24 protein-coding genes and 1 tRNA gene are annotated in these 25,129 nt (G+C 65.5%); 12 read left to right on the forward strand and 13 right to left on the reverse strand.

Features of this window, described 5'->3' with window-relative positions; translation table 11 throughout:
• The first annotated feature begins 63 nt into the window (after positions 1–63).
• From AB4Z32_RS05010 to AB4Z32_RS05020, 3 genes are read left to right on the forward strand one after another with little or no spacing between them, the layout of a single operon-like run.
• The gene (locus AB4Z32_RS05010) at positions 64–765 is read left to right on the forward strand and encodes an ABC transporter permease (protein WP_441934810.1); all 702 of its coding nucleotides are present in this window, start codon (positions 64–66) and stop codon (positions 763–765) included.
• A 23-nt stretch (positions 766–788) separates the two neighbouring features.
• A complete protein-coding gene (locus AB4Z32_RS05015) occupies positions 789–1,481 on the forward strand; it encodes an energy-coupling factor ABC transporter ATP-binding protein (protein WP_441934846.1) in 693 nt (230 codons plus the stop codon).
• A gap of 16 nt (positions 1,482–1,497) precedes the next feature.
• On the forward strand, positions 1,498–2,316 hold the full coding sequence (locus AB4Z32_RS05020; protein ID WP_441934811.1) for a substrate-binding domain-containing protein: 819 nt from the start codon (positions 1,498–1,500) through the stop codon (positions 2,314–2,316).
• A gap of 6 nt (positions 2,317–2,322) precedes the next feature.
• Here AB4Z32_RS05020 and AB4Z32_RS05025 read toward each other — a convergent pair whose 3' ends face one another.
• The 7 genes from AB4Z32_RS05025 to hemF all read right to left on the reverse strand — a co-directional run bounded on the left by AB4Z32_RS05025 (position 2,323) and on the right by hemF (position 8,744).
• Entirely contained in the window at positions 2,323–3,426 is a 1,104-nt protein-coding gene (locus AB4Z32_RS05025; RefSeq protein ID WP_441934812.1) for a glycosyltransferase family 9 protein, read from the reverse strand.
• A 308-nt stretch (positions 3,427–3,734) separates the two neighbouring features.
• A complete protein-coding gene (rng, locus tag AB4Z32_RS05030; RefSeq protein ID WP_441934813.1) occupies positions 3,735–5,213 on the reverse strand; it encodes a ribonuclease G in 1,479 nt (492 codons plus the stop codon).
• 101 nt (positions 5,214–5,314) lie between these two features.
• On the reverse strand, positions 5,315–5,935 hold the full coding sequence (locus tag AB4Z32_RS05035; RefSeq protein ID WP_441934814.1) for a Maf family protein: 621 nt from the start codon (positions 5,933–5,935) through the stop codon (positions 5,315–5,317).
• A gap of 23 nt (positions 5,936–5,958) precedes the next feature.
• Positions 5,959–6,429 (reverse strand): 23S rRNA (pseudouridine(1915)-N(3))-methyltransferase RlmH, encoded by a 471-nt coding sequence (gene rlmH, locus AB4Z32_RS05040; protein ID WP_075793150.1) that lies wholly within the window; start codon positions 6,427–6,429, stop codon positions 5,959–5,961.
• Between the two features lie 22 nt (positions 6,430–6,451).
• Positions 6,452–7,177 carry a ribosome silencing factor gene (rsfS, locus tag AB4Z32_RS05045; RefSeq protein ID WP_441934815.1) on the reverse strand — a complete coding sequence of 242 codons (726 nt, stop codon included), beginning with the start codon at positions 7,175–7,177 and terminating at the stop codon, positions 6,452–6,454.
• Positions 7,177–7,836, reverse strand: coding sequence for a nicotinate-nucleotide adenylyltransferase (locus AB4Z32_RS05050; protein ID WP_441934816.1), 660 nt, complete (start codon positions 7,834–7,836; stop codon positions 7,177–7,179). The genes rsfS and AB4Z32_RS05050 overlap by 1 nt, the downstream gene beginning before the upstream one ends.
• Positions 7,833–8,744 carry an oxygen-dependent coproporphyrinogen oxidase gene (gene hemF / locus AB4Z32_RS05055; RefSeq protein WP_441934817.1) on the reverse strand — a complete coding sequence of 304 codons (912 nt, stop codon included), beginning with the start codon at positions 8,742–8,744 and terminating at the stop codon, positions 7,833–7,835. Before hemF ends, AB4Z32_RS05050 begins: the two co-directional genes overlap by 4 nt.
• A 169-nt stretch (positions 8,745–8,913) precedes the next feature.
• Here hemF and AB4Z32_RS05060 point away from each other — a divergent pair, with 169 nt between their 5' ends.
• A complete protein-coding gene (locus AB4Z32_RS05060) occupies positions 8,914–9,222 on the forward strand; it encodes a GIY-YIG nuclease family protein (protein ID WP_441934818.1) in 309 nt (102 codons plus the stop codon).
• A 103-nt stretch (positions 9,223–9,325) separates the two neighbouring features.
• Here the strand turns inward: AB4Z32_RS05060 and purD are convergent, their stop codons facing one another.
• The 3 genes from purD to AB4Z32_RS05075 form a co-directional block, all read right to left on the reverse strand.
• Positions 9,326–10,594 (reverse strand): phosphoribosylamine--glycine ligase, encoded by a 1,269-nt coding sequence (gene purD, locus AB4Z32_RS05065; protein ID WP_441934819.1) that lies wholly within the window; start codon positions 10,592–10,594, stop codon positions 9,326–9,328.
• Between the two features lie 23 nt (positions 10,595–10,617).
• Entirely contained in the window at positions 10,618–11,343 is a 726-nt protein-coding gene (locus AB4Z32_RS05070) for a YebC/PmpR family DNA-binding transcriptional regulator (protein WP_441934820.1), read from the reverse strand.
• Positions 11,344–11,416: 73 nt separating this feature from the next.
• Positions 11,417–12,187, reverse strand: a complete 771-nt coding sequence (locus AB4Z32_RS05075; RefSeq protein WP_441934821.1) for a DUF2182 domain-containing protein — start codon at positions 12,185–12,187, stop codon at positions 11,417–11,419.
• 108 nt (positions 12,188–12,295) lie between these two features.
• Here AB4Z32_RS05075 and AB4Z32_RS05080 point away from each other — a divergent pair, with 108 nt between their 5' ends.
• Genes AB4Z32_RS05080 through AB4Z32_RS05095 form a run of 4 tightly spaced genes read left to right on the forward strand, consistent with a single transcriptional unit; the run spans position 12,296 to position 14,753 of the window.
• Positions 12,296–13,219 carry a DMT family transporter gene (locus AB4Z32_RS05080; RefSeq protein ID WP_441934822.1) on the forward strand — a complete coding sequence of 308 codons (924 nt, stop codon included), beginning with the start codon at positions 12,296–12,298 and terminating at the stop codon, positions 13,217–13,219.
• Positions 13,220–13,227: 8 nt separating this feature from the next.
• On the forward strand, positions 13,228–13,605 hold the full coding sequence (locus AB4Z32_RS05085; protein WP_441934823.1) for a methylglyoxal synthase: 378 nt from the start codon (positions 13,228–13,230) through the stop codon (positions 13,603–13,605).
• A 21-nt stretch (positions 13,606–13,626) separates the two neighbouring features.
• The gene (locus AB4Z32_RS05090) at positions 13,627–14,601 is read left to right on the forward strand and encodes a quinone oxidoreductase family protein (protein ID WP_441934847.1); all 975 of its coding nucleotides are present in this window, start codon (positions 13,627–13,629) and stop codon (positions 14,599–14,601) included.
• Positions 14,602–14,606: 5 nt separating this feature from the next.
• On the forward strand, positions 14,607–14,753 hold the full coding sequence (locus tag AB4Z32_RS05095) for a hypothetical protein (protein ID WP_441934824.1): 147 nt from the start codon (positions 14,607–14,609) through the stop codon (positions 14,751–14,753).
• 163 nt (positions 14,754–14,916) lie between these two features.
• On the opposite strand, the gene AB4Z32_RS05100 is transcribed toward AB4Z32_RS05095, so the two are convergent.
• Positions 14,917–15,558, reverse strand: a complete 642-nt coding sequence (locus tag AB4Z32_RS05100; RefSeq protein ID WP_441934825.1) for a DUF4136 domain-containing protein — start codon at positions 15,556–15,558, stop codon at positions 14,917–14,919.
• A gap of 211 nt (positions 15,559–15,769) precedes the next feature.
• On the opposite strand from AB4Z32_RS05100, the gene pepN reads away from it, so the two are divergent.
• The 4 genes from pepN (at position 15,770) to AB4Z32_RS05120 (ending at position 20,663) form a co-directional block, all read left to right on the forward strand.
• A complete protein-coding gene (gene pepN / locus AB4Z32_RS05105; protein WP_441934826.1) occupies positions 15,770–18,424 on the forward strand; it encodes an aminopeptidase N in 2,655 nt (884 codons plus the stop codon).
• 23 nt (positions 18,425–18,447) lie between these two features.
• Positions 18,448–19,449, forward strand: a complete 1,002-nt coding sequence (locus AB4Z32_RS05110; protein WP_441934827.1) for a class 1 fructose-bisphosphatase — start codon at positions 18,448–18,450, stop codon at positions 19,447–19,449.
• Positions 19,450–19,513: 64 nt separating this feature from the next.
• Positions 19,514–19,589 (forward strand) — tRNA-Thr (locus AB4Z32_RS05115).
• 291 nt (positions 19,590–19,880) lie between these two features.
• On the forward strand, positions 19,881–20,663 hold the full coding sequence (locus AB4Z32_RS05120; protein ID WP_441934828.1) for a DUF883 family protein: 783 nt from the start codon (positions 19,881–19,883) through the stop codon (positions 20,661–20,663).
• A 153-nt stretch (positions 20,664–20,816) separates the two neighbouring features.
• On the opposite strand, the gene AB4Z32_RS05125 is transcribed toward AB4Z32_RS05120, so the two are convergent.
• On the reverse strand, positions 20,817–23,930 hold the full coding sequence (locus AB4Z32_RS05125; RefSeq protein ID WP_441934829.1) for an efflux RND transporter permease subunit: 3,114 nt from the start codon (positions 23,928–23,930) through the stop codon (positions 20,817–20,819).
• A 10-nt stretch (positions 23,931–23,940) separates the two neighbouring features.
• Positions 23,941–25,062, reverse strand: a complete 1,122-nt coding sequence (locus AB4Z32_RS05130) for an efflux RND transporter periplasmic adaptor subunit (protein ID WP_441934830.1) — start codon at positions 25,060–25,062, stop codon at positions 23,941–23,943.
• Between the last annotated feature and the right edge of the window lie 67 nt (positions 25,063–25,129).

Here is a 25,129-nt window from a genome sequence, read left to right on the forward strand (position 1 = left end):
GCCAACGCGATCGTGACGCCCGCAGAACTTGGGTCCCCGCCTGCGCGGGGACGACGATGTAACGTGCTCGACGCGACCCTGCGCGCCTTCACGCTGCTGTTCACGGGCGACCCCGACCTGTGGCGCATCATCTGGGTCTCGCTGAAGACCAGCGTGTTCGGGCTGCTGCTGGCGACGCCGCCGGCGGTGCTGCTGGGTTACCTGATCGGCCTGCACCGCTTTCCGGGGCGCCGCATCGCGATCTGGCTGGCGCAGGCGGCGTTGTCGCTGCCTACCGTGCTGATCGGATTGCTGCTGTATCTGCTGCTGTCGCGCCACGGGCCGATGGGGTCTCTGCAATGGCTGTTCTCGCAGCCGGGCATCGTCGCCGGCCAGTTCGTGGTGGCCTTGCCGGTGCTGCTGGCCTTCACCCTGGCCGCGGTGCAGGCCATCGATCCGCGCTATGCCGAGACCGCGATCTCCCTGGGCGCCTCGCGCCTGCAGGTGATGCTGCGGGTGCTGCATGAGGCCCGCTTCGGCGTGATGGCGGCGGTGCTGTCCGGCTTCGGGCGGGTGATCTCGGAAGTCGGCTGCGCGCTGATGGTGGGCGGGAATATCGAGGGCGAGACGCGGACCATCACCACCGCCATCGCCCTGGAAACCAGCAAGGGCGAGTTCGCGCAGGGGATCGCGCTGGGCATCGTGCTGGTATCGATTGCGCTGCTGATGAACGGCGCGCTGATGCTGCTGCAGGGCGATGCCCATGCGGCGAAGGACAGGGCATGATCCAGCCGATTTCGCTGCAGGGCATGGTCAGGGGTACCGCGGTGCGCAGCGGCGGCGAGCGGCGCCGCGCCCTGCTGGGCGTGAAGGGCCTGCGCAAGCGCTACGGCGAGCGCCTGCTGTACGACATCGGCTGCATGGAGGTCGCGACCCACAGCGCCTACGTGCTCACCGGGATCAACGGCGCCGGCAAGAGCACCCTGCTGCGCGTGCTGGGCGGCCTGGAACGCGCCGAGGTCGACAGCATGCGCTTCGAGGGCCAGGAAGTGAACCCGCATCCCTACCCGAAGGCGATGCGCGAAGCCATCGTCTACGTGCACCAGCATCCGGTGATGTTCTCGACCAGCGTCGCCCACAACATCGGCTACGGCCTGGACGTGCGCGGCCTGCCGAAGGCCCAGGCGGCCGCCAGGGTCGAGGAGGCGATGGCCTGGGCCGGCGTCGCCCACCTGCGCGACGCCGATCCGGCCAGGCTCTCGGGCGGCGAGCGGCAGCGCGTGGCGCTGGCGCGCGCCCGGGTGCTGTCGCCGAAACTGCTGCTGCTCGACGAACCGACCGCCAACCTGGACGGCCAGGCGCGCGAGCAGGTGATCGAATTGATCCCCACCGTGGTCGAAGCAGGAGGCAGCGTCATCATCGCCTGCCACGACCGCGACCTGATTGGCCTGCCCGGCGTGCATCGCCTCAAGCTGCGCGACGGGAAGCTCGAAGTTCGTTGACAACAAGGAGAACACCATGCAACGCCGTCTGTTCAGTCTCGCTCTGGTCCTGGGCACCACCCTCGGGATCGCCACTACGCCGGTCCAGGCCCAGGATGCGAAAGTGCTGCGCCTGTCCACCACCACCAGTACCGAGAATTCCGGCCTGCTGTCCTGGCTGCTGCCCGGCTTCGAGCAGAAGTACGGCATCAAGGTCAAGGTGATCTCGGTCGGCACCGGCAAGGCCCTGGAGCTGGGCAAGAACGGCGACGTCGACGTCACCCTGGTGCACGCGCGCCAGCTCGAAGACAAGTTCGTGCTTGACGGCTGGGGCGTCGACCGCCACGACGTGATGTACAACGACTTCATCGTGGTCGGCCCGACCTCGGACCCGGCCGGCGTCAAGGGCATGCACGACGTGCTGGGCGCCTTCAGGAAGATCGCCTCGACCAAGGTGAAGTTCATCTCGCGCGGCGACAATTCCGGTACCGACGTGATGGAGAGAGGCTACTGGAAGGAGATCGGTGCCAAGCCGCAGGGCAGCAACTACGTGTCGGCCGGCCTGGGCATGGGCGAGGTGCTGAACATGGCGGCCGAGATGAACGCCTACACCCTGACCGACCGCGCCACCTACGGCGCGTATAAAGCCAGGACCGGCCTCGCGATCCTGGTCGAAGGCGACAAGCGCATGTTCAACCCCTACGGCATCATCGCGGTGAATCCGGAGAAGCACAAGGACATCAACTACAAGGGGGCGAAGCAGCTGATCGACTGGATTACTTCGCCGGAGGGGCAGGCGAAGATTGCGGCGTTCAAACCGGCTGGGGAGCAGCTCTTTTTCCCGTCCGCACGGTAGGGTGGATCACGCCAGCGCGTGCATTACATCCTGCACCGGAATCGCCTTCACCCAATCGCGCCGCTGGTGCGCCGTGATCACGGTGCTGTTGGCCTTGTCGACCGGCGCCCATTCCGGCGTCTTCTGGCGCATCAGCGCCACCACCGGCACGCCGACGGCGTTCGCCAGGTGCATCACGGCGGTTTCCACCGAGACGATCAGGTCGCACTGGGCCAGCATGGCCGGCAGCTGGAAGAAGTTCTCGTTGGCGCTGAACAGCTGGGTGCGGTCCAGCTGGCGCTCGGTCAGCATGGTCTTCACGCGCTCGACTTCCTGCGGCACCGCGTTGACGATGAAGCAGGCGTCGCGCCATTCCGGCTGGCCGCGCATGGTGGTGATCAGTTCGGCCACGCGTTCGACCGGCCAGCAGCGCTTGCGGGTCTTGGCGAAGGGGTTGATGAACACCAGCTTGCCCTGGCGCTTGTCGAAGCCCCAGTCGTGCAGGCGGGCCTTGGCGCCCTCGACGAAGCGTTCCGGGATGTGGACGAAGGGGATGCGCTCGGCCGGCGGGATGTTCACGTTCGCCAGGCGGCGGAACCACTCCGCATGCACGTCGCTGATGTGGGGCGCGATCGAACGGTCGGCCACGTCCGGATCGAGGGCGGCGTCCAGCTTGCGGTAGGTGAAGTAATGCGGCAGGCCGGACAGGCCCATCGGCTTCTTCAGGCCGACCACGAAGCCGTCCGGGCTGATGCGGCGGGCCAGGTTGGCGTAGAAGTGCGGGCGCAGGGTGCCGAGCGAAACCACGATCGGGTAGTGCTCCTCGCGGGCTTCCTTGATCGAGGCCTCGAACAGGTCCGGCGAGTAGTTCTGCTTGTAGACCTTCTCGATGAAATCGCAGGCATCGAGCCAGTCGTACAGCACGTTCTTTTTAAGATGCGGCCATTGCGACGAGTCGCTGGTACGGCGGACTTCGTCGACCCACAGGTGCAGCTTCAGGTGCGGGTAAGCCCGCGCGAACGCCTGGAAGCAGTTCTGCAGATATGTATAATCGCCCAACGCCAGATGGGCGATGAACAGGATCTTGTCCGACTTCTTCAGCAAATCGGCAGGGATGAGTGGGTCGTTCATTGTCTCTTACGGGTCGCTAGTCAGCACAAAAACCGACGCCGCCAGTGGTCAATCAGGAAGCCTGCCAACCGTCGATCGGACGTTTGGCAGCGCCTAGCGGTCGGCTGGCCGCTCATAGCAAGCCATCGCTTGAAACCGCGGTACCGCCAACTCTCGAATTATCAGCAAATTGTCACAAATTGTAGTCCAAACTGGGCAAGTGCGTTGCCCCTATCGGGATTTTTAACGCTATTGTCCTGTAGCAGCAACAGCATCTGAGTACTATGACAAATGCATGAGTTACATCTGGCGAAACTGACGTGTAAAGCTCACATCAGAATCACGTCGTACTGCTCCTGGTGATAACCTTTTTCGACCTGCAGCGAGATCTTCTTGCCGATGAAGTCCCCCAGCATCGCCAGGTGCTGCGATTCCTCTTCCAGGAACAGGTCGACCACCTCCTGCGATGCCAGGATGCGGAATTCGCGCGGGTTGAACTGCTTGGCCTCGCGCAGCAGCTCGCGCAGGATCTCGTAGCAGATGGTGCGCGAGGTCTTGACCTGTCCCTTGCCGCCGCAGGCCGGGCAGGGCTCGCACAGGATGTGGGCCAGCGACTCGCGGGTGCGCTTCCTGGTCATCTCGACCAGGCCCAGGGCCGAGAAGCCGCTGACGGACACCTTGGTGCGGTCGCGCGACAGGGTTTTCTTGAGCTCCGCCAGCACGGCGTTGCGGTGCTCGTTGTTCTCCATGTCGATGAAGTCGAGGATGATGATGCCGCCCAGGTTGCGCAGGCGGAGCTGGCGCGCGATCGCGTGGGCCGCCTCGAGGTTGGTCTTGAAGATGGTGTCGGCAAAATTGCGTCCGCCGACGAAACCGCCGGTATTCACGTCGATGGTCGTCATCGCCTCGGTCTGGTCGACGATCAGGTAGCCGCCCGATTTCAGGTCGACGCGGCGGCCCAGCGCGCGCAGGATCTCTTCCTCGACGCCATAGAGGTCGAACAGCGGGCGCTCGCCGGTGTAATGCTGCAGGCGCGACAGCACGCTGGGCGTGTAGACCTGGGCGAATTCGACCAGCTTCAGGTAGTTCTCGCGCGAGTCGACCAGGATCGCCGCCGTCTCGTCGTGCACGAAGTCGCGCAGCACGCGCTGGGCCAGGTTCAGGTCCTGGTACAGCAGGCTGGTGGCGGGACGGGTGCGCGCGCCCTGCAGGATCGCGCCCCAGGTCTTGCGCAGGTAGTCGATGTCGGCCGCCAGGTCGGCGTCGGAAGCGTCTTCGGCCTGGGTGCGCACGATGTAGCCGCCTTTTTCTTCCGGCGGCAGCAGGCCCTGCATGCGCGCGCGCAGGGCCTCGCGCTCGGATTCCTTCTCGATCTTCTGCGAGATGCCGATATGCTTGTCCTGCGGGAGGTAGACCAGCATGCGGCCGGCGATCGAGATCTGGGTCGACAGGCGCGCGCCCTTGGTGCCGATCGGGTCCTTGATCACCTGCACGGTCAGCACCTGGCCGTCGAACAGGATTTTTTCGATGGGCGTCGGCGCGGCGTTGACGTTGCCGCCGCCATTGTTGTCGTGGGGACGGGCTTCCCAGATGTCGGCCACGTGCAGGAAGGCGGCACGTTCCAGGCCGATGTCGATGAAGGCCGATTGCATCCCGGGCAGCACGCGTACCACCTTGCCCGAATAGACATTGCCTGCCAGGCCGCGCGTGAGCGTGCGCTCGATGTGCAGCTCCTGCACGGCTCCCTGTACCACCAGCGCGACACGCGTTTCCTGTGGGGTGATATTGATCAGGATGTCTTCAGTCATGTGGCTAGGGCCGTGCGTGAAATGTTCAAGGCGCCATCATACCAGCGTAGGGTGGACAGCTCGACCGTTCCAGCCAAAATACCTGAGACCCCGGCGCCCGTTCAGAAGAACCTAACGCCAGCCTTCCGAAGCAGCTGCGCCGTCTCGAACACCGGCAAGCCCATGATGCCCGAATGGCTGCCCTCGATATGTTCGATGAACAGCGCCGCCAGGCCCTGGATGCCGTAGGCGCCGGCCTTGTCGTAGGGCTCGGCGGTGGCGCAATAAGCCTTGATGTCGGCCTGGCTCAGTTTGGCGAAGCGCACATTGGACACCTGGGTCACCTGCTCGGCGATGTCGATGTAGTGCAGGGCCACCGAGGTCAGCACCTGGTGGGTGCGGCCGGACAGGCTCTCCAGCATGGCCACGGCTTCCTGGGTATTGGCCGGCTTGCCGAGGATCCGGCCGTCGATGGTGACGGTAGTATCGGCCGACAGCACCGGGCGCAGCGGCATGCGGCGCAGGGCCAGCACCTTCCAGGCGAAGGCGCCTTTCTCGCGCGCCACCCGGGCCACATAGTCGAGCGGCACCTCGCCGGGATGCTCGTCCTCGCTCACGTCCTCGCCGCGCGCGGGATCGGTACGCAGGCTGAGCAGTTCGAATTCCACGCCGACCTGGCGCAGCAGTTCGCGCCTGCGTGGGCTCTTCGAGGCGAGGTAGATCTTTTTATCGAGAAATTTCATCTTCGAAGAAGCCGGAACGCTTCCTAAACGCGGTGGTAGGGATGGTTTTGGGTGATCGACCAGGCACGATACAGCTGCTCCGCCAGCATGACCCGCACGATTCCGTGCGGCAGCGTCATGCTCGAGATGCGGATCAGCCCATCGGCGCGGGCTTTCAGTTCGGGATCGAGGCCGTCGGCACCGCCGATCAGGAAGGCGACATCGCGCCCATCCTGCTGCCAGGCTTCCAGCTGCTGGGACAGGCCGACGCTGGTGAGGTCCTTGCCGCGCTCGTCGAGGGCGATGATGCGCACCCCCTTCGGCAACACGGCTTCGATGCGCTCGCGTTCGAGCGCCATCGCGGTGGCCGCGGTCTTGCTGCCCGAACGCTCGACCGGCTTGATTTCCTTGAGCACGATGCGCAGCTCGGGAGGCATGCGCTTGACGTACTCGGCAAAACCGGTCTCGATCCAGGCCGGCATCTTGTGGCCGACCGCGGCAATGATCAACTGCATTATTGAAACTTATCCGACGGGATTATTCGTCGGCCTTCTTGATGCGGCGGATGACCTTCTTGGCCGGTGCTGCCCCTTCGGCGGCCGGAGCGGCAGCCTTGGTCGCGCGCTTCGGTGCGGCGGCCTTGGCGGCTTTCGCGGCGGCAGCGGATGCGGCGACGGCCTTCGGCACGGCAACCTTCACGCGGGCGCCGGTCGGGATCTTGGCGGCCGGCGTTTTGGCCGCCGGCTTCTTGGCAGAAGCCGCTTCGCCGGCGGTCTTCGATGCAGCGGTGGCGCGCTTGGCGGCCGGCTTGCGTTCGTTGACCGGCTTGGCTTCCGGCTGCTCCTGGTTGGCCGCCAGGTGCTTGCCCTTGGTCTTCGGGGCGGCGGCGGCTTCCTGGCCTTCGGAGGTGGACTTGCGCTTGGCCGCGCCCAGCTTGACCGGCTTCTCGCCCCAGATTTCTTCCAGGCGGTAGTACTGGCGGATGGCCGGCTGCATGATGTGCACGATCATGTCGCCCAGGTCGACGAGCACCCATTCACCGGTGTCTTCGCCTTCCATGCCGACCACGTCGCCGCCTGCTTCCTTGACCTTGTCGCGGACGGAGGCAGCCAGTGCCTTGGTCTGGCGATTCGAGGTGCCCGACACGACCGCGATGCGGTCGAACAGGCTGGTCAGGTTCGTCGTGTCGAACAGGGCGATCTCCTGGCCCTTGATGTCTTCGAGGGCGTCGACGACGATCGCTTGCAGTTTCTTGATATCCATTAGCTCTTGTATAAGTTATGTTGTTGAATATAGTCTAGCACTTGCGGCGCAAGGAGCGCGCTTACCTTTGATGGCGCATTGTCCTTTAAAGCCGCACGTACTTCGGTGGCCGAAATATCGACCGCCAGCGTATGTGCCAGGCAGACTTTTCCGGCCTTGCTCGCACGAACTTCTTCAGGCGTGGCAAGGCGCGGCGTCAGTTCTTGCGCCACCGCGGGCGGAAGAAAGGCGGCGTCGAGCCGGTAGCCCGGCCGCGCGGCGACGCCGAAATTCGCCAGCGCGAACAAGTCCTTCCAGTCGATCCAGCTGTCCAGCTTCTGCAACTGGTCGGCGCCCATCAGGAACACGATCGAGGCATCGGGTCCGAGTTCGGCGCGCAGTTCGCGCAGGGTCTCGACCGTGTAGGTCGGGGTGTCGCGCTCGATTTCCCGGAGGTCGACGATGGCCGGACAGGCCGCATGTGCGAACGCCAGTTCCAGCATCGCGACGCGGTCGGCATCGCCGGCTTCCAGGCCGGCCTTCTTCTGCCACGGCCGTCCGGCCGGCATGATGCGCAGTTCGTCCGGATGAAGCAGGTGCGCGAACAGTTCGGCCAGCGCGACGTGGCCGTCATGTACCGGGTCGAAACTGCCTCCCAGCAGGGCAATGCAGCGGATCACGGGGCCAGCCAATCCCGGTGGACGAGGAAGTCGCTGTACAGCTTCGCCTCGGGGCTGCCCGGTTCCGGGTGCCAGTCGTAGCGCCACTTCACGATCGGCGGCATCGACATCAGGATCGCCTCGGTGCGCCCGCCCGACTGCAGGCCGAACAGGGTGCCGCGGTCCCAGACCAGGTTGAACTCGACGTAACGTCCGCGGCGGTAAGCCTGGAAGTCGCGTTCGCGCTCGCCATACGGCTGGTCCTTGCGCGCCTTGACGATCGGCAGATAGGCATCGAGGAAACCCTTGCCCACGCTTTGCACCAGCGCGAAGGATTGGTCGAAACCGATCTCGTTGAAGTCATCGAAGAAGATGCCGCCGACGCCACGCGCTTCCTTGCGGTGCTTCAGGTAGAAATAATCGTCGCACCAGCGCTTGAAGCGCGGATGCAGGTCCTCGCCGAAAGGCGCCAGCGCATCGTGGCAGACCTGGTGGAAGTGGCGCACATCGCCTTCCTCGGCGTAATAGGGCGTCAGGTCCATACCGCCGCCGAACCACCAGACCGGCTCCTTGCCATCAAGCGTCGCCTCGAAGAAGCGCACGTTCATGTGCACGGTCGGCGCATAGGGATTACGCGGATGCAGCACCAGCGACACCCCCATCGCTTCCCAGGCGCGCCCCGCCAGTTCCGGCCGCGCGGCCATCGCCGACGGCGGCAGGCTCTTGCCTTGCACGTGAGAGAAATTGCAGCCGCCGCGCTCGAACACATTACCTTCTTCGATCAGCCGCGAAACACCACCGCCACCCTCGGCACGTTCCCAGGTGTCGCGCAAAAACGGCTTGCCATCGACTTCCTCCAGCGCCTGCACGATGCGCGCCTGCAGATCGAGCAGCCAGGCCTTGACGGCGGCAGGGTTCGGGGTGGACATGTGGGTGAGGTGGTGGCTGGAAAAAAAATGGATCGGGGATTGTACACCACTGGCTGTTGAATCGTCATTCCCGCGCCACCGTCGTCCCCGCGAAGGCGGGGACCCAAGTTCTTATTGAGGGGACGCATGGCTGCGCAAGCCATGTAAACGGAACATCGGTGTTTTAATCATGGGTTCGGCAATGATGGAAAAGCACAGCTATGTCTACATCCTGACGAATCGCCCTTATGGAACTTTATATGTCGGCAGCACAACCGATCTGCTGAAGCGCGTCTGGCAGCATCGTGAAGGCGTTTTCGATGGATTCACGAAGCAATATCGACTGACACATCTCGTCTGGTATGAGGTGCATACCTACATCATGGAAGCAGCGCGTCGAGAAAAACTGATCAAGCGTTGGAACAGGGATTGGAAGGTGAATCTGGTCCAGAAAATGAATCCTGATTGGCGTGATCTCTACGCTGACATTACGGCTTAGTTTGGCTGGTCCTTGGATCCCCGCCTTCGCGGGGACGACGGTGGTGCCAAAAAAACGGGACGCTGCCTTGGCAAACGTCCCGTCTTCTTGGTGCGCGGAAAACTTACTGCTTGACGCCGCGCCAGCCGATGTCGCGCCGATACTGCGCCCCATTGAAGTGGATCTTCTCCACGGTTTCATAGGCCTGCTTCTGGGCCATCTTGACGCTGTCGCCCAGGCCCACCACGCACAGCACGCGGCCGCCCGAGGTTTGCAGGGTGCCGTCGACGAGGCGGGTGCCGGCGTGGAAGGTGATGCATTCCGGCGTTTCGGCCGGGATGCCGTCGATGACGTCGCCCTTGACCGGGTCGTCCGGATAGCCGGCGGCGGCCATCACGACGCCCACCGCGGTGCGGCGGTCCCATTCCAGTTCCACGGCGTCCAGCGTGCCGTTGCAGGCGTGTTCCAGCACCGTCACGAAGTCGCTCTTCAGGCGCGCCATGATGGGCTGGGTTTCCGGGTCGCCCATGCGGCAGTTGAATTCCAGCGTCTTCGGGTTGCCGGCGGCGTCGATCATCAGGCCGGCGTACAGGAAGCCGGAGTAGGGGATGCCGTCCCTGGCCATGCCCTGGATGGTCGGATTGATGATTTCGCGCATCACGCGCGCATGCATCGACGGCGTCACGATCGGCGCCGGCGAGTAGGCGCCCATGCCGCCCGTGTTCGGACCCTGGTCGCCATCCTTCAGGCGCTTGTGGTCCTGGGAGGTGGCCAGTGCCAGCACGTTCTTGCCGTCGCACATGACGATGAAGCTGGCTTCCTCGCCGGCCAGGAATTCCTCGATCACGATGCGGGCGCCGGCATCGCCGAAGCGGTTATCCGACAGCATGTGGTCGACCGCCTGGTGCGCTTCTTCCAGCGACATCGCGACCACCACGCCCTTGCCGGCCGCCAGGCCGTCGGCCTTGATGACGATCGGGGCGCCGTTGGCGTCGATCCAGGCATGGGCCTGGACAGGGTCCGAGAAGGTCTGGTACTTCGCGGTCGGAATGCCGTGGCGCTCCATGAAGGCCTTGGCGAAGTCCTTCGAGCTTTCCAGCTGGGCCGCCTCGCGGGTCGGGCCGAAGACCTTCAGCCCGCGCGAGCGGAACAGGTTGACGATGCCGGCCGCCAGCGGCGCTTCCGGACCCACCAGGGTCAGTGCGACGTGCTCGGCGACCACGAAGTCGGCCAGCGCGGCCGGATCCGTGATGTCGATGTTGACCAGGCGCGCATCGTGCGCCGTGCCGCCGTTGCCGGGCGCCACGTAGACCGTCTGGACGCGGTCGGATTGGGCCAGTTTCCAGGCCAGGGCGTGTTCACGGCCACCAGAGCCGACTACCAGGATTTTCATGGGGGCCTTTCGTGGGTCCTTGCTTACTCTTCGATGACGGCGTTCGTATACACTTCCTGCACGTCGTCCAGGTTTTCCAGGACGTCGAGCAGTTTCTGCATCTTCTGCGCGTCTTCGCCGGTGAACACCGTTTCGGTGTCCGGCTTCATGATGACTTCGGCGGAATCGGCCTTGAATCCGGCCTTTTCCAGCGCGTCCTTGACGCCGGCGAAGGCGTTCGGGTCGCACAGCACTTCGAAGCCGCCTTCGTCGTCGGCGATGACGTCGTCGGCGCCGGCTTCCAGCGCGGCTTCCATCAGCTTGTCCTCTTCCACGCCCGGCGCGAACAGGAACTGGCCGACGTGCTTGAACATGAAGGACACCGAACCTTCGGTACCCATGTTGCCGCCGTATTTGCTGAAGGCGTGGCGCACTTCGGCCACGGTGCGGACGCGGTTGTCGGTCATGCAGTCGACGATGATCGCGGCGCCGCCGATGCCGTAGCCTTCGTAGCGGATTTCTTCGTAGTTGACGCCTTCGAGGCCGCCCGAGCCGCGCTGGATCGCTCGGGTGACGTTGTCCTTCGGCATGTTGGCGTCGGCGGCCTTGTCGACTGCCAGGCGCAGGCGCGGGTTCGAGGCGATGTCGCCGCCGCCCATACGGGCTGCAACCGTGATTTCCTTGATGAGACGAGTCCAGATCTTGCCGCGCTTGGCGTCGGTGGCGGCCTTCTTATGCTTGATATTGGCCCATTTGCTGTGTCCAGCCATGATGTCGAGATTCCCTTAGACGGTATGGATTTAATCCTCGACATTTTATCATAGCGCCCTTGCTCAAAAACTGTCAGGGAAACAACAGCGCGGTGCCCCAGGCCACCAGTCCGAGTCCGGTGGCGCAGGCCAGCAGGTGTCCGCCGGGGAGCAGTTTTTCGGCCAGGATCAGGGCGATCAGGCCGCAGATCAGGGGCAGGTTGAGGACGCCGAAGGGCAGCACCAGCGCCATCAGCAGCCAGCAGCAGCCGGTGCAATAGCGGGCATCGGCGATGCCCATCCGGAACGCGCCCCAGGTGCCGCGCCGCCAATGGGTCAGGACGAAGGCCAGCGGTGTGCGGCAGTTGTCCAGGCTGATGTGCTTGGCGGGCGTCCACTGGTAGACCCCGGCCGCCGCCAGCGCCAGCGCACCGACGGTGGGGTCGGCGATCGCCATGCTCTCGTCGAGCGCGCCGGTATCGTGCAGCAGCCAGGCCGCCAGCGCCGCCGCCAGCGCGCAGCAACACCAGACGAACAGGTAGCCGAGCATGAACACCAGGGTGCCGGCATAGACCCAGCGTTCGCGCCGCAGGCGCTTGACGCGTGCGTACAGCAGCACCGAGGGCGCCGCCGCCGGCAGCATCATCGCCGCGATCACGACCACCCAGAGCGCATACAGCAGCCCGAGGTCGCCGGCGTGCCAAGGGGCGGCGGCGGTCTTGCCGGCGGCACCGAGGCCGAGCGGCGCCATGCGGCCGACACGGTACAGCAGGTAGGCCCAGCACAGGGCCGCGAGCAGGCCCAGCAGGGCCAATACGACGGTGCGTTCGGAGCCGCTGCGCTTGACGCCGCCAGCAGTGCTCATATGAACATCTCCTCGTTGAAGTGGGTCAGCGGCGGTTGGACCACTACCACCTTGCGGCGTTCGCAGCCGCCCTCAGCCGGAAATCCGGATTCGCACTACAATCTTTCGATGAGCAAATCTGCAATCGACATTTCCGTTGCGCCGGTCCCACGTCCGGCCTTGATCGGCGGCCTCGCCATCGCCATTGCCGGCGCCGTCCTGTTCTCCACCAAAGCTGTCGTCGCCAAACTGCTGTATCGCTACCACATCGATGCAGTAACCTTGATCGCCTTCAGAATGCTGTTCTCGCTTCCGGTATTTGCGGGTGTGGCGATCTGGAAGATGCGTACCCAGCCGCCTTTGTCCGTCGTCGACCGCTGGCGCCTGGTGGGCCTGGGCCTGATCGGCTACTACCTGTCCAGCTACCTCGATTTCCTGGGCCTGCAATACATCTCGGTCGGGCTGGAGCGCCTGATCCTGTTCCTGACGCCGACCTTCGTGCTCCTGATTACCGCCGTGTTCCTGAAGCGCCGCATCGGCGGCGCGCAATGGCTGGCGCTGGGCCTGTCCTATTGCGGTATCGTGCTGGTGTTCGTGCACGACCTGCAGGGCGGCGCCGGCAGCATCGTCACCGGTTCCCTGCTGGTGCTGGGCTCGGCGGTGGCGTATGCGATCTACTTGCTGGGTACCGGCGAGATGGTCAGGCGCATCGGTTCGCTGCGCCTGGTGGCTTACGCGATGTGCGTCTCGAGCGTGGCCTGCATCGCCCAGTTCTTCATCCTGCGCCCGGCGTCGCTGCTGATCCAGCCGCTGCAGGTCTACGGCCTCTCGCTCGTGAATGGAATATTCTGTACCATCTTCCCGGTCTTCATGACGATGATCGCGGTACAGCGCATCGGCGCCGCGACCGCCTCGCAGGCCGGCATGATCGGCCCGGTGTCGACGCTGTTCCTGGGCTGGGCGCTGCTGGGTGAGCCGATCACGACCGTACAACTGGCCGGGACCGGGCTGGTGCTGGCGGGAATCTATATGCTGTCGCTGAAAAGAACCTGAGGGAAAAAATGAAACCACGCATTGCCCTGATTGCCCACGACAAGAAAAAAGACGACATGATCGCGCTCGCCGCCGAGTACCGGGAGTTCCTGGGCCGCTGCACGCTCACCGCCACCGGCACCACCGGCGGCCGCCTGAACAACGAGCTCGGCCTCGATGTCACGCGCATGCATTCGGGCCCGCTGGGCGGCGACCTGCAGATCGGCGCCCACCTCGTCAACGGCGAGATCGACTGTGTGATCTTCCTGCGCGACCCCATGACCCCGCAGCCGCACGAACCCGACATCAACGCCCTGGTGCGCGCCTGCGACGTCCATAACATCCCATGCGCGACGAATGTCTCGAGCGCGCGCCTGGTCCTGTCCCGGCTGATGGAACTGTCCTGACAAAGGAGAACGAGAATGGCAATGGCAAAAGCGATCCGCTACGCGCGTACCGGCGGTCCCGAGGTGATGGAACTGGCCGAGGTCGAGGTCGGCGAGCCCGGCCCCGGTGAAGCGCGCGTGCGCAACCATGCGATCGGCCTGAACTTCATCGACGTCTATTTCCGCAACGGCCTGTATCCGGCCCCGCTGCCAGGCGGCCTGGGGCAGGAGGGCGCCGGCGTGGTCGAGGCGGTGGGCGAGGGCGTGACCCATGTGCGGCCGGGCGACCGCGTGGCCTATGCGGCGCGTCCGAACGGCGCCTACAGCGAGCTGCGCGTGATGCCGGCCGACACCCTGGTCAAGCTGCCGGACGAGATCGACTTCGAGACCGGCGCCGCGATGATGCTGCAGGGCCTGACGGTGCAGTACCTGTTCCGCCGTACCTATCCGCTGAAGGCCGGCGACACCATCCTGTTCCACGCGGCGGCCGGCGGCGTCGGCCTGATCGCCTGCCAGTGGGCGCGCGCTCTCGGCGTGAACCTGATCGGCACGGTGGGGTCAAACGAGAAAGCGGAACTGGCCCGGCAGCATGGCGCGGCCCACGTCATCAACTACAACACCGAGGATGTGGTACAGCGCGTGCTGGAGATCACGAACGGGGCGAAGGTGCCGGTGGTTTACGATTCGGTCGGCAAGGACACCTTCCTGCGCTCGCTCGACTGCCTGCAGCCGCTGGGCCTGATGGTCAGCTTCGGCAACTCGTCCGGCGCGGTGCCGCCCTTCGCGCTCTCCGAACTGGTCTCGCGCGGCTCGCTCTACATCACGCGCCCGACCTTGCAGACCTATGCGGCGAAGCGCGAAGACCTGGAAGCGATGGCGGCCGACCTGTTCCAGATGGTCGCCAGCGGCAAGATCAAGATCGAGATCCACCAGCGCTTCCCGCTGGCGGACGCAGCCCAGGCCCACATCGCGCTGGAATCGCGGCGCACCACCGGCAAGACCATCCTTCTGCCATGACAGCCATGAGAGAGTTCAGCGACGACAACGAACCCCCGATCGAGCCCCAGCAGGACGACAGCCCGCGCTTTGGCCGCCTGCTGGCGGTGCTGGCGCTGGCGGTTTTGCTGATTGTGGCGATTACGTTTTTTTCGGAGAGGTATTTGGCCTGAAGTGAAGTGTGCGGCGGCCCACAGCTTCAGTACGTCGTTCCCGCAGCTTCAATGCGTCGTCCCGCGCAGGCGGGAGCGACGAGTAATCGCGGGAACGACGGGCAAACAAAACGGGACGCCTGCCCTCGAGCAGCGCGTCCCGTTTTCATTCAAGGGCTGAAACTCAACCCTTGCGCGGCTCCTGCTTCAACTCGATCACCCGCGCCCCGCCATTCGGCCCCGGAAAGCCTTCGAAGGCGCTCTGCACCAGCGCCGGCATCACCGCCGGGGTCGACATCGTCTTGCTGACGTTACGCACGGTCACGTCGAACAGGCGCTTGCTGTCGGTCGCCGAGCTGATGGAGATCTGCAGCTGGCGGTGATAGCGGTGTTCCTCTTCCACGTCGTAGCGCGGCACCGGGCCCCAGAACGGGTCGTAGAATGGGTTGTACCAGCCGCCGCCCCAGTAGCGGCGGCGGAAACCGCCGTAGCCGAAGCGCGCCGAATAGGGATAGAAGGGCGCATAGGACGGATACAGCACCTGGGTCGGCACGTCGACGGTAACGAAACGCACCGCCACCTTCAGGGCCGCCGACTGCGGCGCCTCGTGGAAGCCGAGGCGGCTCAGCTGGTCGCGCACCAGGTTCTCGTAGTTCTGCAACTCGAGCGTGTTGTCCTGCGGGGCCGGGGCCTCGAAGGCGTAGCTCTTGTCGGCGATCTGGGCCGGCCATTGGTGGAAGGTGGTGACGTCGCTGCGGATCGTGGTCGCGCAGCCGCCCAGCAGCAGGCTCAAGGATGCCGCCGCCGCGATCATTATGCGTTTCATGACATGCTCCATCTGACTATCTTTGTTTCAATCGGAATTCTTCACGAATACAGTTTACGCCTGCTGTTCAATTTTCAGAAATACATTTACGGGCGGTTACGGCAGCTACAGTGCGATACATATAAAAACCGCAGACGAACGTGGAATCGAAGCATGCCGCCGCTATTGGTAAAATAAGCATTCATTCCACCATCGTTCGCGGACCCCAACCATGCGCACCGATACGCCCCAGACCATCTACCGCAAGGACTACACTGCCCCCAGCTACCAGGTCGACACCGTGGAGCTCGGTTTTGACCTCGATCCCGCCCGCACCATCGTCGCCAACCGGATGACGATGCGCCGCAATCCGGACAGCAGCCGGCGCGACATCGAATTGTACGGCGAGGATATTGAACTGGTGGCAATCCGCCTGAACGGCAAAACCCTGGCCGAGGGCGATTACACGATCGACGGCACGGTATTACGCATCCCGAACACGCCGGACAGCGTCACGCTGGAGATCGAGACGATTTGCGTTCCCGAGAGTAACACGACGCTCAGCGGCCTCTACGTTTCGAACGGCAATTTCTATACGCAGTGCGAAGCCGAGGGCTTCCGCCGCATCACCTGGTTCCCGGACCGTCCGGACGTGATGGCCAAGTACATGGTCATGCTGCGCGCCGACAAGGACAAATATCCGGTCCTGCTCTCGAACGGCAACCTGATCGAAGAGGGCGAGCTGCCCGACGGCCGCCACTACGCCAAGTGGGAAGACCCGTTCAAGAAGCCGTCCTACCTGTTCGCCCTGGTGGCCGCGCGCCTGGTCTGCCAGGAGGAAAAATTCAAGCTCCAGGACGGCCGCACGGCATTACTCCAGGTGTGGGTGGAAGAGGGCAACCTCGACAAGACCGATTACGCGATGCAGTCGCTCAAGCGCAGCATCCGCTGGGACGAGGAGCGCTGGGACCTCGAGCTCGACCTCGACCGCTTCATGATCGTCGCCGTCGGCGACTTCAACATGGGCGCGATGGAGAACAAGGGCCTGAACATCTTCAACACCAAGTTCGTGCTGGCCAATCCGCGCGTCGCCACCGACTTCGACTTTCAGGGCATCGAAGCCGTGGTCGGCCACGAATACTTCCACAACTGGACCGGCAACCGCGTCACCTGCCGCGACTGGTTCCAGCTGTCGCTGAAGGAAGGCCTGACCGTGTTCCGCGACCAGGAATTCTCGGCCGACATGATCGGCACAGACACCGGCCGCGCGGTCACCCGCATCGACCAGGTGCGCACCCTGCGCCAGGCCCAGTTCCCGGAAGACGCCGGCCCGATGGCCCATCCGGTGCGCCCGGACTCCTTCGTCGAGATCAACAACTTCTACACCGTTACGGTGTACGAGAAGGGCGCCGAAGTGGTCCGCATGCTCCAGACCCTGCTGGGCCGCGAAGGCTTCCGCAAGGGCATGGACCTGTACTTCGACCGCCACGACGGCCAGGCCGTCACCTGCGACGACTTCCGCATGGCGATGGCCGACGCCAACGGCCGCGACCTGACCCAGTTCGAACGCTGGTACAGCCAGGCCGGCACGCCCATCGTGCAGGCCGAGACCCGCTACGACGAACAGGCGAAAACCTATACCCTGCGCCTGATCCAGTCCTGCCCGGCGACCCCGGGCCAGCCGGACAAGCTGCCTTTCCACATTCCGGTGGCCGTCGGCCTGCTGGGCAAGGATGGACGCGACCTGCCGCTGACCATCGACGGCCAGCAGCCCGGCACCACGGCCGTGCTGGAGCTGGTCGATGCCGACCAGACCTTCGTCTTCACCGACGTCCAGGAACAGCCGACGCCATCGATCCTGCGCGACTTCTCGGCCCCGGTGATCCTGAAGCACGGCTACAGCGACGCCGAACTGGTCCACCTGTTCAGCCACGACAGCGACCCGGTCAACCGCTGGGAAGCCGGCCAGCGCCTGGCCATGGGCCGCCTGCTCAAGCTGACCGGCATGGCCGGCGCCAACGGCGGTCCGGACGCGCTCGACCTGGACGACGTCTTCGTCGAAGCGATGCGCAAGATGCTGCTTGATGAAAGTCTCGATCCGGCCTTCCGCGAACAGGCGCTGCTGCTGCCCTCGGAAACCATGATCGCCGACCAGCTCGACGTGGTGAATCCGCTGGCGATCCATACCGCGCGCCAGTTCGTGCGCGCCGACATCGGCGCCCGCCTGCGCACCGAGCTGCTGGCCCAGTACCAGGCCAACCAGACCCCGGGCGAGTACAGCCCGGACGCCGCCTCGATCGGCAAACGCGCGCTGAAGAACCTGGCGCTGAGCTACCTGTGCGCGGCCCCGGACGAGGAATCGATCGCCCTGGCCCAGCGCCAGTTCGACGAAGCCACCAACATGACCGACCGCGCGGCCGCCCTGAGCGCCCTCGTGCATGCGCGCGCACCCGGCGCCCGCGATGCGCTGCAGCGCTTCTACGACGAGTTCCAGGGCGAGGCCCTGGTGGTCGACAAGTGGTTCATGATGCAGGCATCGGCCCCGACCACCGACGTGGCGGCCGTGCGCGAGCTGATGAAGCACCCGGCCTTCACGCTGCGCAACCCGAACCGCGCGCGCAGCCTGGTCGCCGCCTTCTGCGTCAACAACCCGGTGCAGTTCCACGCCCCGGACGGCAGCGGCTACGCCTTCTGGGCCGAGCAGGTGATCGCCCTGGATGCGCTCAACCCGCAGGTGGCCAGCCGCCTGTCGCGCGCCATGGACCGCTGGCGCCGCTTTTCGCCGGCCCTGCAGGCGCACATGAAGAAGGCGCTGCAGCAGGTGGCCGGCCAGGGCAAGCTGTCGAACGACGTGCGTGAAGTCGTCAGCAAAGCACTCGCCAATTAACTATTACAAACCAAAGGAAGTCCATGAAACGTGTCAGCCTGACCCAATACCTGGTTGAGGAGCAGCGCCTCCACAACAACATCCCGGCCTCGCTGCGCCTCCTGATCGAGGTGGTCGCGCGCGCCTGCAAGACCATCAGCCACTCGGTCGGCAAGGGCGCCCTCGGCGACATCCTGGGCAGCGCCAACACTGAGAACATCCAGGGCGAGGTGCAGAAGAAGCTCGACGTCATATCGAACGAGATCCTGCTCGAAGCCAACGAATGGGGCGGCCACCTGGCGGCCATGGCCTCGGAAGAGATGGAATCGATCCACCCGATCCCGAACCGCTACCCGATGGGCGAATACATGCTGCTGTTCGATCCGCTGGACGGGTCCTCGAACATCGACGTCAACGTCTCGATCGGCACCATCTTCTCGGTCCTGAAGGCGCCGGAAGGCATGACCGCCCCGACCGAAGCCGACTTCATGCAGCCGGGCACCAAGCAGGTAGCGGCCGGCTACGCCGTCTACGGCCCCCAGACCATGCTGGTGCTGACCACCGGCGACGGCGTCAACTGCTTCACCCTGGACCGCGAGATGGGTTCCTGGGTCCTGACCCAGAAGGACATGCAGATTCCGGAAGAGACCAAGGAATTCGCGATCAATATGTCGAACCAGCGCCACTGGCATCCGCCGGTGCAGCGCTACGTCTCCGAAATGCTGGCCGGTAAAACCGGTCCGCGCGGCAAGGACTTCAACATGCGCTGGATCGCCTCCATGGTGGCCGACGTGCACCGCATCCTGAACCGCGGCGGCATCTTCATGTACCCCGCTGACCTGCGCGATTCCAGCCAGCCGGGCAAGCTGCGCCTGATGTACGAAGCCAATCCGATGGCCTTCATCGTCGAGCAGGCCGGCGGCGCCGCTACGGACGGCCGCCAGCGCATCCTCGACATTCCGCCGACCAAGCTGCACCAGCGCGTGCCGGTTTTCCTCGGCTCGAAGAGCGAGGTCGAGCGCGTGACCAGTTACCACCAGGAGTAAGCTGGACAAAATTGCCGAGCCGGGCTAGCCAGTTGACGAAGTTGTTTGTTAGAATACGGCTCCCGCCGCTGTAGCTCAGTCGGTAGAGCAGCGCATTCGTAATGCGAAGGTCACCAGTTCGATTCCGGTCAGCGGCACCAGTTTTGGCGTAAAAGGCATCCCATCGGGGTGCCTTTTTGCTTTCCAACGCTCCCTTTCTCCACGATCCAACAGCTCTGTTAGTCAGCGCACAGTCCCCATCGACCGTAAGTTGTATTTTTTCTATCGCGACGCTGCGCAACCGGTGTCGAACCGGCATCGCGGCCCTACCCAGCGAAACCCGAAATGGATCATCCCTATGCGCGGAACTCCTGAAAGTGTTCAGGGTCAATGTGTTGATGGTCGAGTATCGGTCTACTCCGCGTTCGTCAAAATTTTACGAGGAATACATCATGGATAATCAAAAGCCGAGCGAAGCAAAAGGTAGCAATGCAGGTAATCAGGGCAGCTCGAACAGCTCGGGTAGCCTGAACAAGAGCAGCCAGCCGAACCAGGGCAAGGACCAGATGGGTTCGACCGGCTCGAGCACCGGCGGCGCGACCGCGTCGAGCACCGGCGCCGTGGGCGGCATCAGCAATGCCGGCTCGTCGTCGACCTCGACCTCGTCGCAGGGCGTCGGCTCGATGGGTGCGATGAGCGCCAGCGGCTCGACCGCCAGCGGCACCAACAGCTCGACCGGTTCGACCGGTTCGACCGGCTCGTCCAACCTCAACCGCGGCGGCTCCAGCATGGGTCCCACTGGTTCGTCGGGCAGCAGCCAGAGCGGCATGGGCACCGGCTCGGCCACCGGTTCCGGCACCGGCGGCGACATGAAGGACATGGCGAACAAGGCACAAAACCTGGTCGACCAGAAGGCCCAGGACCTGCACGGCAAGATCGACCAGGCCGCGGACGCCGCCAAGCCGATGGTCGACAAGGCCGTCAACAGCGTGCAGCCGGTGGTCGACCGCCTGGCAACGACCGCCCACGCCGGCGTGGACAAGCTGCAGGGCATGCTGAGCGGCGCGGGCGACAGCCTGGGTCAGCGCAAGGAACAGCTGACCGACGCCTATGGCCAGTACATGGACCAGGGCCGCGAATACGTGCGCCAGAACCCGGGTACCGCCGTGGCGATTGCTGCGGGTGTGGGCTTCCTGCTGGCCAAGATCCTGGGTGGTGGCCGTCGCGATTATTGATCGTTAGATCGATTGGTAGGTGAGCAAGCCGGCCCGTGGGCCGGCTTTTTTGTTGGCTTCAGAACGTCGTCCCCGCGGAGGCGGGGACCCAAGTCTTGCACGCGTTTCGGTAGCGCCGGCCAACTTGGGCCCCCGCCTGCGCGGGAGCGACGTTCATTTGACCGCGCTTTCCTCACGCGCCCGCTGCCGCGGCTGCTTCCGCAACTTCCTCCCCATCCGTCCGAACCAGTGCTCGGCATCGTCCACATAGGTGAACACCGCCGGCACCACCAGCAGGCTCAACAGGGTCGAGGTGATCAGGCCGCCGATCACGGCCACCGCCATCGGCGAGCGGAAGCTCGGGTCGCCGGACAGGCCGAGGGCCAGCGGCAGCATGCCGGCGCCCATCGCGATCGTGGTCATGACGATCGGGCGCGAGCGCTTGTGGCAGGCGTCCACCAGGGCGTCGAAGCGGTTCATGCCCGCCTTCCGCGCCAGGATCGCGTAGTCGACCAGCAGGATCGAGTTCTTGGTCACGATCCCCATCAGCATGATCAGGCCGATCATGGTCGGCATCGACAGCGCATCGTGGGTCAGGAGCAGGGCCACGAAGGCGCCGCCGATCGACAGCGGCAGCGCGGCCAGGATCGTCACCGGCTGCAGGAAGTCGGTGAACAGCAGCACCAGCACGCCGTAGATGCACAGCACGCCGATCAGCATCGCCGTGCCGAAGCTGGCGAACAGCTTGCGCATCTCTTCGGCGTCGCCCAGCTCGGCGATCGTCACCGAGGCCGGCAGCTTGCGCAGGGCGGGCAGGGCGCGCGCCTCGGTGTTCACCTCGCCCAGCGAGCGGCCGTTCAGCTCCACTTCCAGGGTCACGTTGCGGCTGCGGTTCAGGCGGTCGATCTGGGCCGGGCCGCTTTCCATCGTGATGTCCGCGACGTTGGCCAGCAGGACCGGGCCGTTCTTGCCCGGCACCGTCAATCGTCCGATGGCATCGAGGTCGGCGCGCACCGCGTCCGGCAGCTTCACGCGGATCGGCACCTGGCGCTCGGACAGGTTCATTTTCGCCAGCACCTGCTCGTAGTCGCCGGCGGTGGCCACGCGCACGGTCTCGCCGATGCTGGCCGCGGTCACGCCCAGGTCGGCGGCGCGCGCGAAGTCCGGACGCACGATGATCTCCGGCCGCACCAGCGACGCGCTCGAGCTGACGTTGCCGATGCCGTGCAGGGTGCGCAGTTCGCGTTCGGCCTGGCGCGCGGCGGCCGTCAAGGCCACCGGATCCTCGCTGCGCAGCACCAGCTGCATCTTGACGCCGGATTCCGGCGGGCCGACCGTGAAGCGTGCGCCCGGGATGTCCATGAGTCTTGCACGCAGGCGGGATTCGATCCGGGCCAGCGATTCCTTGCGGTCGTCGCGGTGCACGGTGGTGACGGTCAGCACGGCGCGGCGCGCTTCGGCCGCGGCGCCCGGTGCGAACACGTCGCCGCTGGAGCCGCCGCCGACGGAGCTGAACACGGTCTTGATGAGCGGGTCGCGCAGGGCCAGTTGGCGCACCTGCTCGGTTACCGCGCGCGTCTGCTCCAGGGTCGCGCCGGGCGGCAGCTCGACCTTGATCTGGGTCTGGGCGCGGTCGCCGGCCGGGATGAAGCCGGTCGGCAGCAGCGGCACCAGCGAGATCGAGGCGGCGAAGAACGCGGCCGCCGCCAGCATGGTCAGGCCACGGTGGCGCAGGCACCACTGCATGGCGCGCATGTAGCGGCGCATGATGGGGCCGTCCTTCTCTTCCGTTTGCCTGGCCGGCTTCAGGAAGTAGGCCGCCATCATCGGCGTCAGCAGGCGCGCCACCAGCAGCGAGGCCAGGATGGCCAGCACCGCGGTCCAGCCGAACTGCTTGAAGAACTTGCCGGGGATGCCGCTCATGAAGGCGGTCGGCAGGAACACCGCGACCAGCGAGAAGGTCGTCGCGATCACCGCCATGCCGATCTCGTCGGCCGCTTCAAGCGCGGCCTGCATCGGCGTCTTGCCCATGCGGAGGTGGCGCGAGATGTTCTCGATCTCGACGATGGCGTCGTCGACCAGCACGCCCACCACCAGCGCCAGCGACAGCAGGGTCACCATGTTCAGGGTGTAGCCGAACAGGTACTGGCCGAGGAAGGCCGGGATCACCGACAGCGGCAGGGCGGTGGCGGCGACGATGGTGGCGCGCCAGTCGCGCAGGAACCACAGCACCACCAGCACGGCCAGGATCGCGCCCTCGTACAGCATCTCCATCGAAGCGTCGAAGTTTTCCTGCACCGGCCGGGCATTGTCGATCACTTCGCGCAGCACCACGTTGCCATGTTTCGCCTGCAGCTCGCGCACGGCGGCGCGCACGCCCTCCGCGACCTCGGTCTCGCCGGCGCCGCGGGTGCGGAAGATCTCGAAGCCGACCACGGTGTGGCCATCCTGCTCGGCCAGGGCGCGCGGCTCGGCGATGCTGTCCGATACCGTGGCGATGTCGTTCAGGCGCACATGGCGGCCGTCCGGCAGCGGGATCTCCATGCGAGCCAGCTCCTGGGCCGTCCGCACCGTGGCCAGGGTGCGCACCGACTGCTCGGCGCCGCTGACGTCGCCGCGTCCGCCAGGCTCTTCGCGCTGCACGTTGCGCAGCTGGCGCGAGACGTCCAGGGCCGATACCCGCAGCGCCGCCATCCGCGCTTCAATGAGTTCGACCCGCACTTCGCGGAACACGCCGCCGACGCGCTTGACCGCGCCCACGCCCGGCACGCTGAGCAGGCGCTTGGAGACGGTATTGTCGATGAACCAGCTGAGGTCGGGCGCATCCAGCGCCGGCTTGCCGTTGGCTTGCGCCGCCTCGGCGGTGAAGGTCAGCACCACGCGGCCGGCGGTGATGGTCTTGGTCACGCTGGGGTCGCGCATCTCGGCCGGCAGGTCGGCGCGCACCCGCGAGACGGCGTCGCGCACGTCGTTGACGGCGTCCGACAAGTCCTTCTCGAGGATGAATTCGACGGTGACGGTGGCCACGCCGTCCAGCACCCGCGTGTAGATGTTCTTGACGCCTTGCAGGGTCGCCACCGAGTCTTCGATCTTGCGCGCGACCTCGGTCTCGAGCTGGGCCGGGGCGGCGCCGTCGAGGGTGGCGGTGACGGTCACGATGGGCAGCTCGATGTCCGGGAAGTCCTGCACCTTGTTGGCGCGGAAGGCGAGGATGCCGGCCAGCGTGAGCAGGACGAACAGCATGATCGCCGGGATCGGGTTGCGGATCGAAAGGGCCGAGAAATTCATCGCCGTCCCTTCAGCGCGCCGGCATGGCGACCGGCACCACGTTGCGCACCAAATCCCCATCGTTGAGGAAGCCGGCGCCGCTGATCACCACCAGCGCATCCGCCGGCAGCCCGGCCACCACCTCGACCCGCTCGCCAAGGCGGCGTCCGGTGGTGACCTTGACCTGGCTGACGCGGTTGTCCGGATTCAGGCGGAACACATAGGCGAAACCGTCGCGCACCGCGACCGCCTGCTGCGGCACCGTCAGCGCATCGGACTCGCCCAGTTCGAACCGGCCGCCGGCGAACATCCCGGCCTTCAATGGCGCGTCAGGCGACAGGCTGGGCGGCAGGTCGACGTAGACCAGGGCCACGCGGGTCTGCGGATCGACGGTCGGGGCCACCGTGCGCACCGTGCCCTTGACGACGGCGCCGCCGGCGGTCCTGACCTCGGCCTTCAGGCCAGGCTTCATGCGCGGCAGTTCGGCCGCCGTGACCTCGGCCCGCCACTCCAGCCGGCCCTGGCGGATCATGCGGAACAGTTCCGTGCCCACGCCGGCGACGGCGCCCACGGTGGCGCTGCGCGCCGAGATGACGCCGCTGTCCGGCGCCACCACCTGGGTGTACTTCAGGCGCAGCTGCTGTTGCGACAGGGTGGCGCGCGCGGCTGCCACCCGTGCGTTGGCGGTGCGCTCGGCGGTGATGTACTGGGTGACCTGCTGCGCGCTCATCGCGCCCGAGCTTTGCAGGGCGCGCGCGCGCTCGGCGTCCGCCTGAGCGGCGGCGGCATTTGCTTCGGTTTCCTGCAGGGCGGCCCTGGCCTGGGCCAGGTCGGCGTTGACGACGTCGGCGTCGAACACGGCCAGCACCTGGCCCTTCCTGACGACGTCGCCGACGTTGACGCGCACCTCGCGCAGGCGCAGGCCGTTCGACTCGCTGCCGATCACGGCTTCCTGCCAGGCGGCGACGTTGCCGTTGGCGGCGAGGCGCAGCGGCAGGCGTGCGCTGGCGGGGCGCGCCGTGGTGACGGTCAGCGCCGGACGGGGTGCCGCCGCCTTCTTGTCGTCGGCGGCGCGGCCGGTGGCGAGGACGCCGGCCAGGCCGGCCAGCACGACCACCGGAAGGAGAACGAGGAGGGGGCGGAGTCTGGTCATGGTCACGACAGTGTAGCAAAAGGAAGGCGGCGCGGCGCCTCGTGTATGTACGGCGACTGCGGTTACA

It is taken from the genome of Massilia sp. 2TAF26 (genome assembly GCF_052115005.1).
Taxonomy (GTDB): domain Bacteria; phylum Pseudomonadota; class Gammaproteobacteria; order Burkholderiales; family Burkholderiaceae_D; genus Telluria.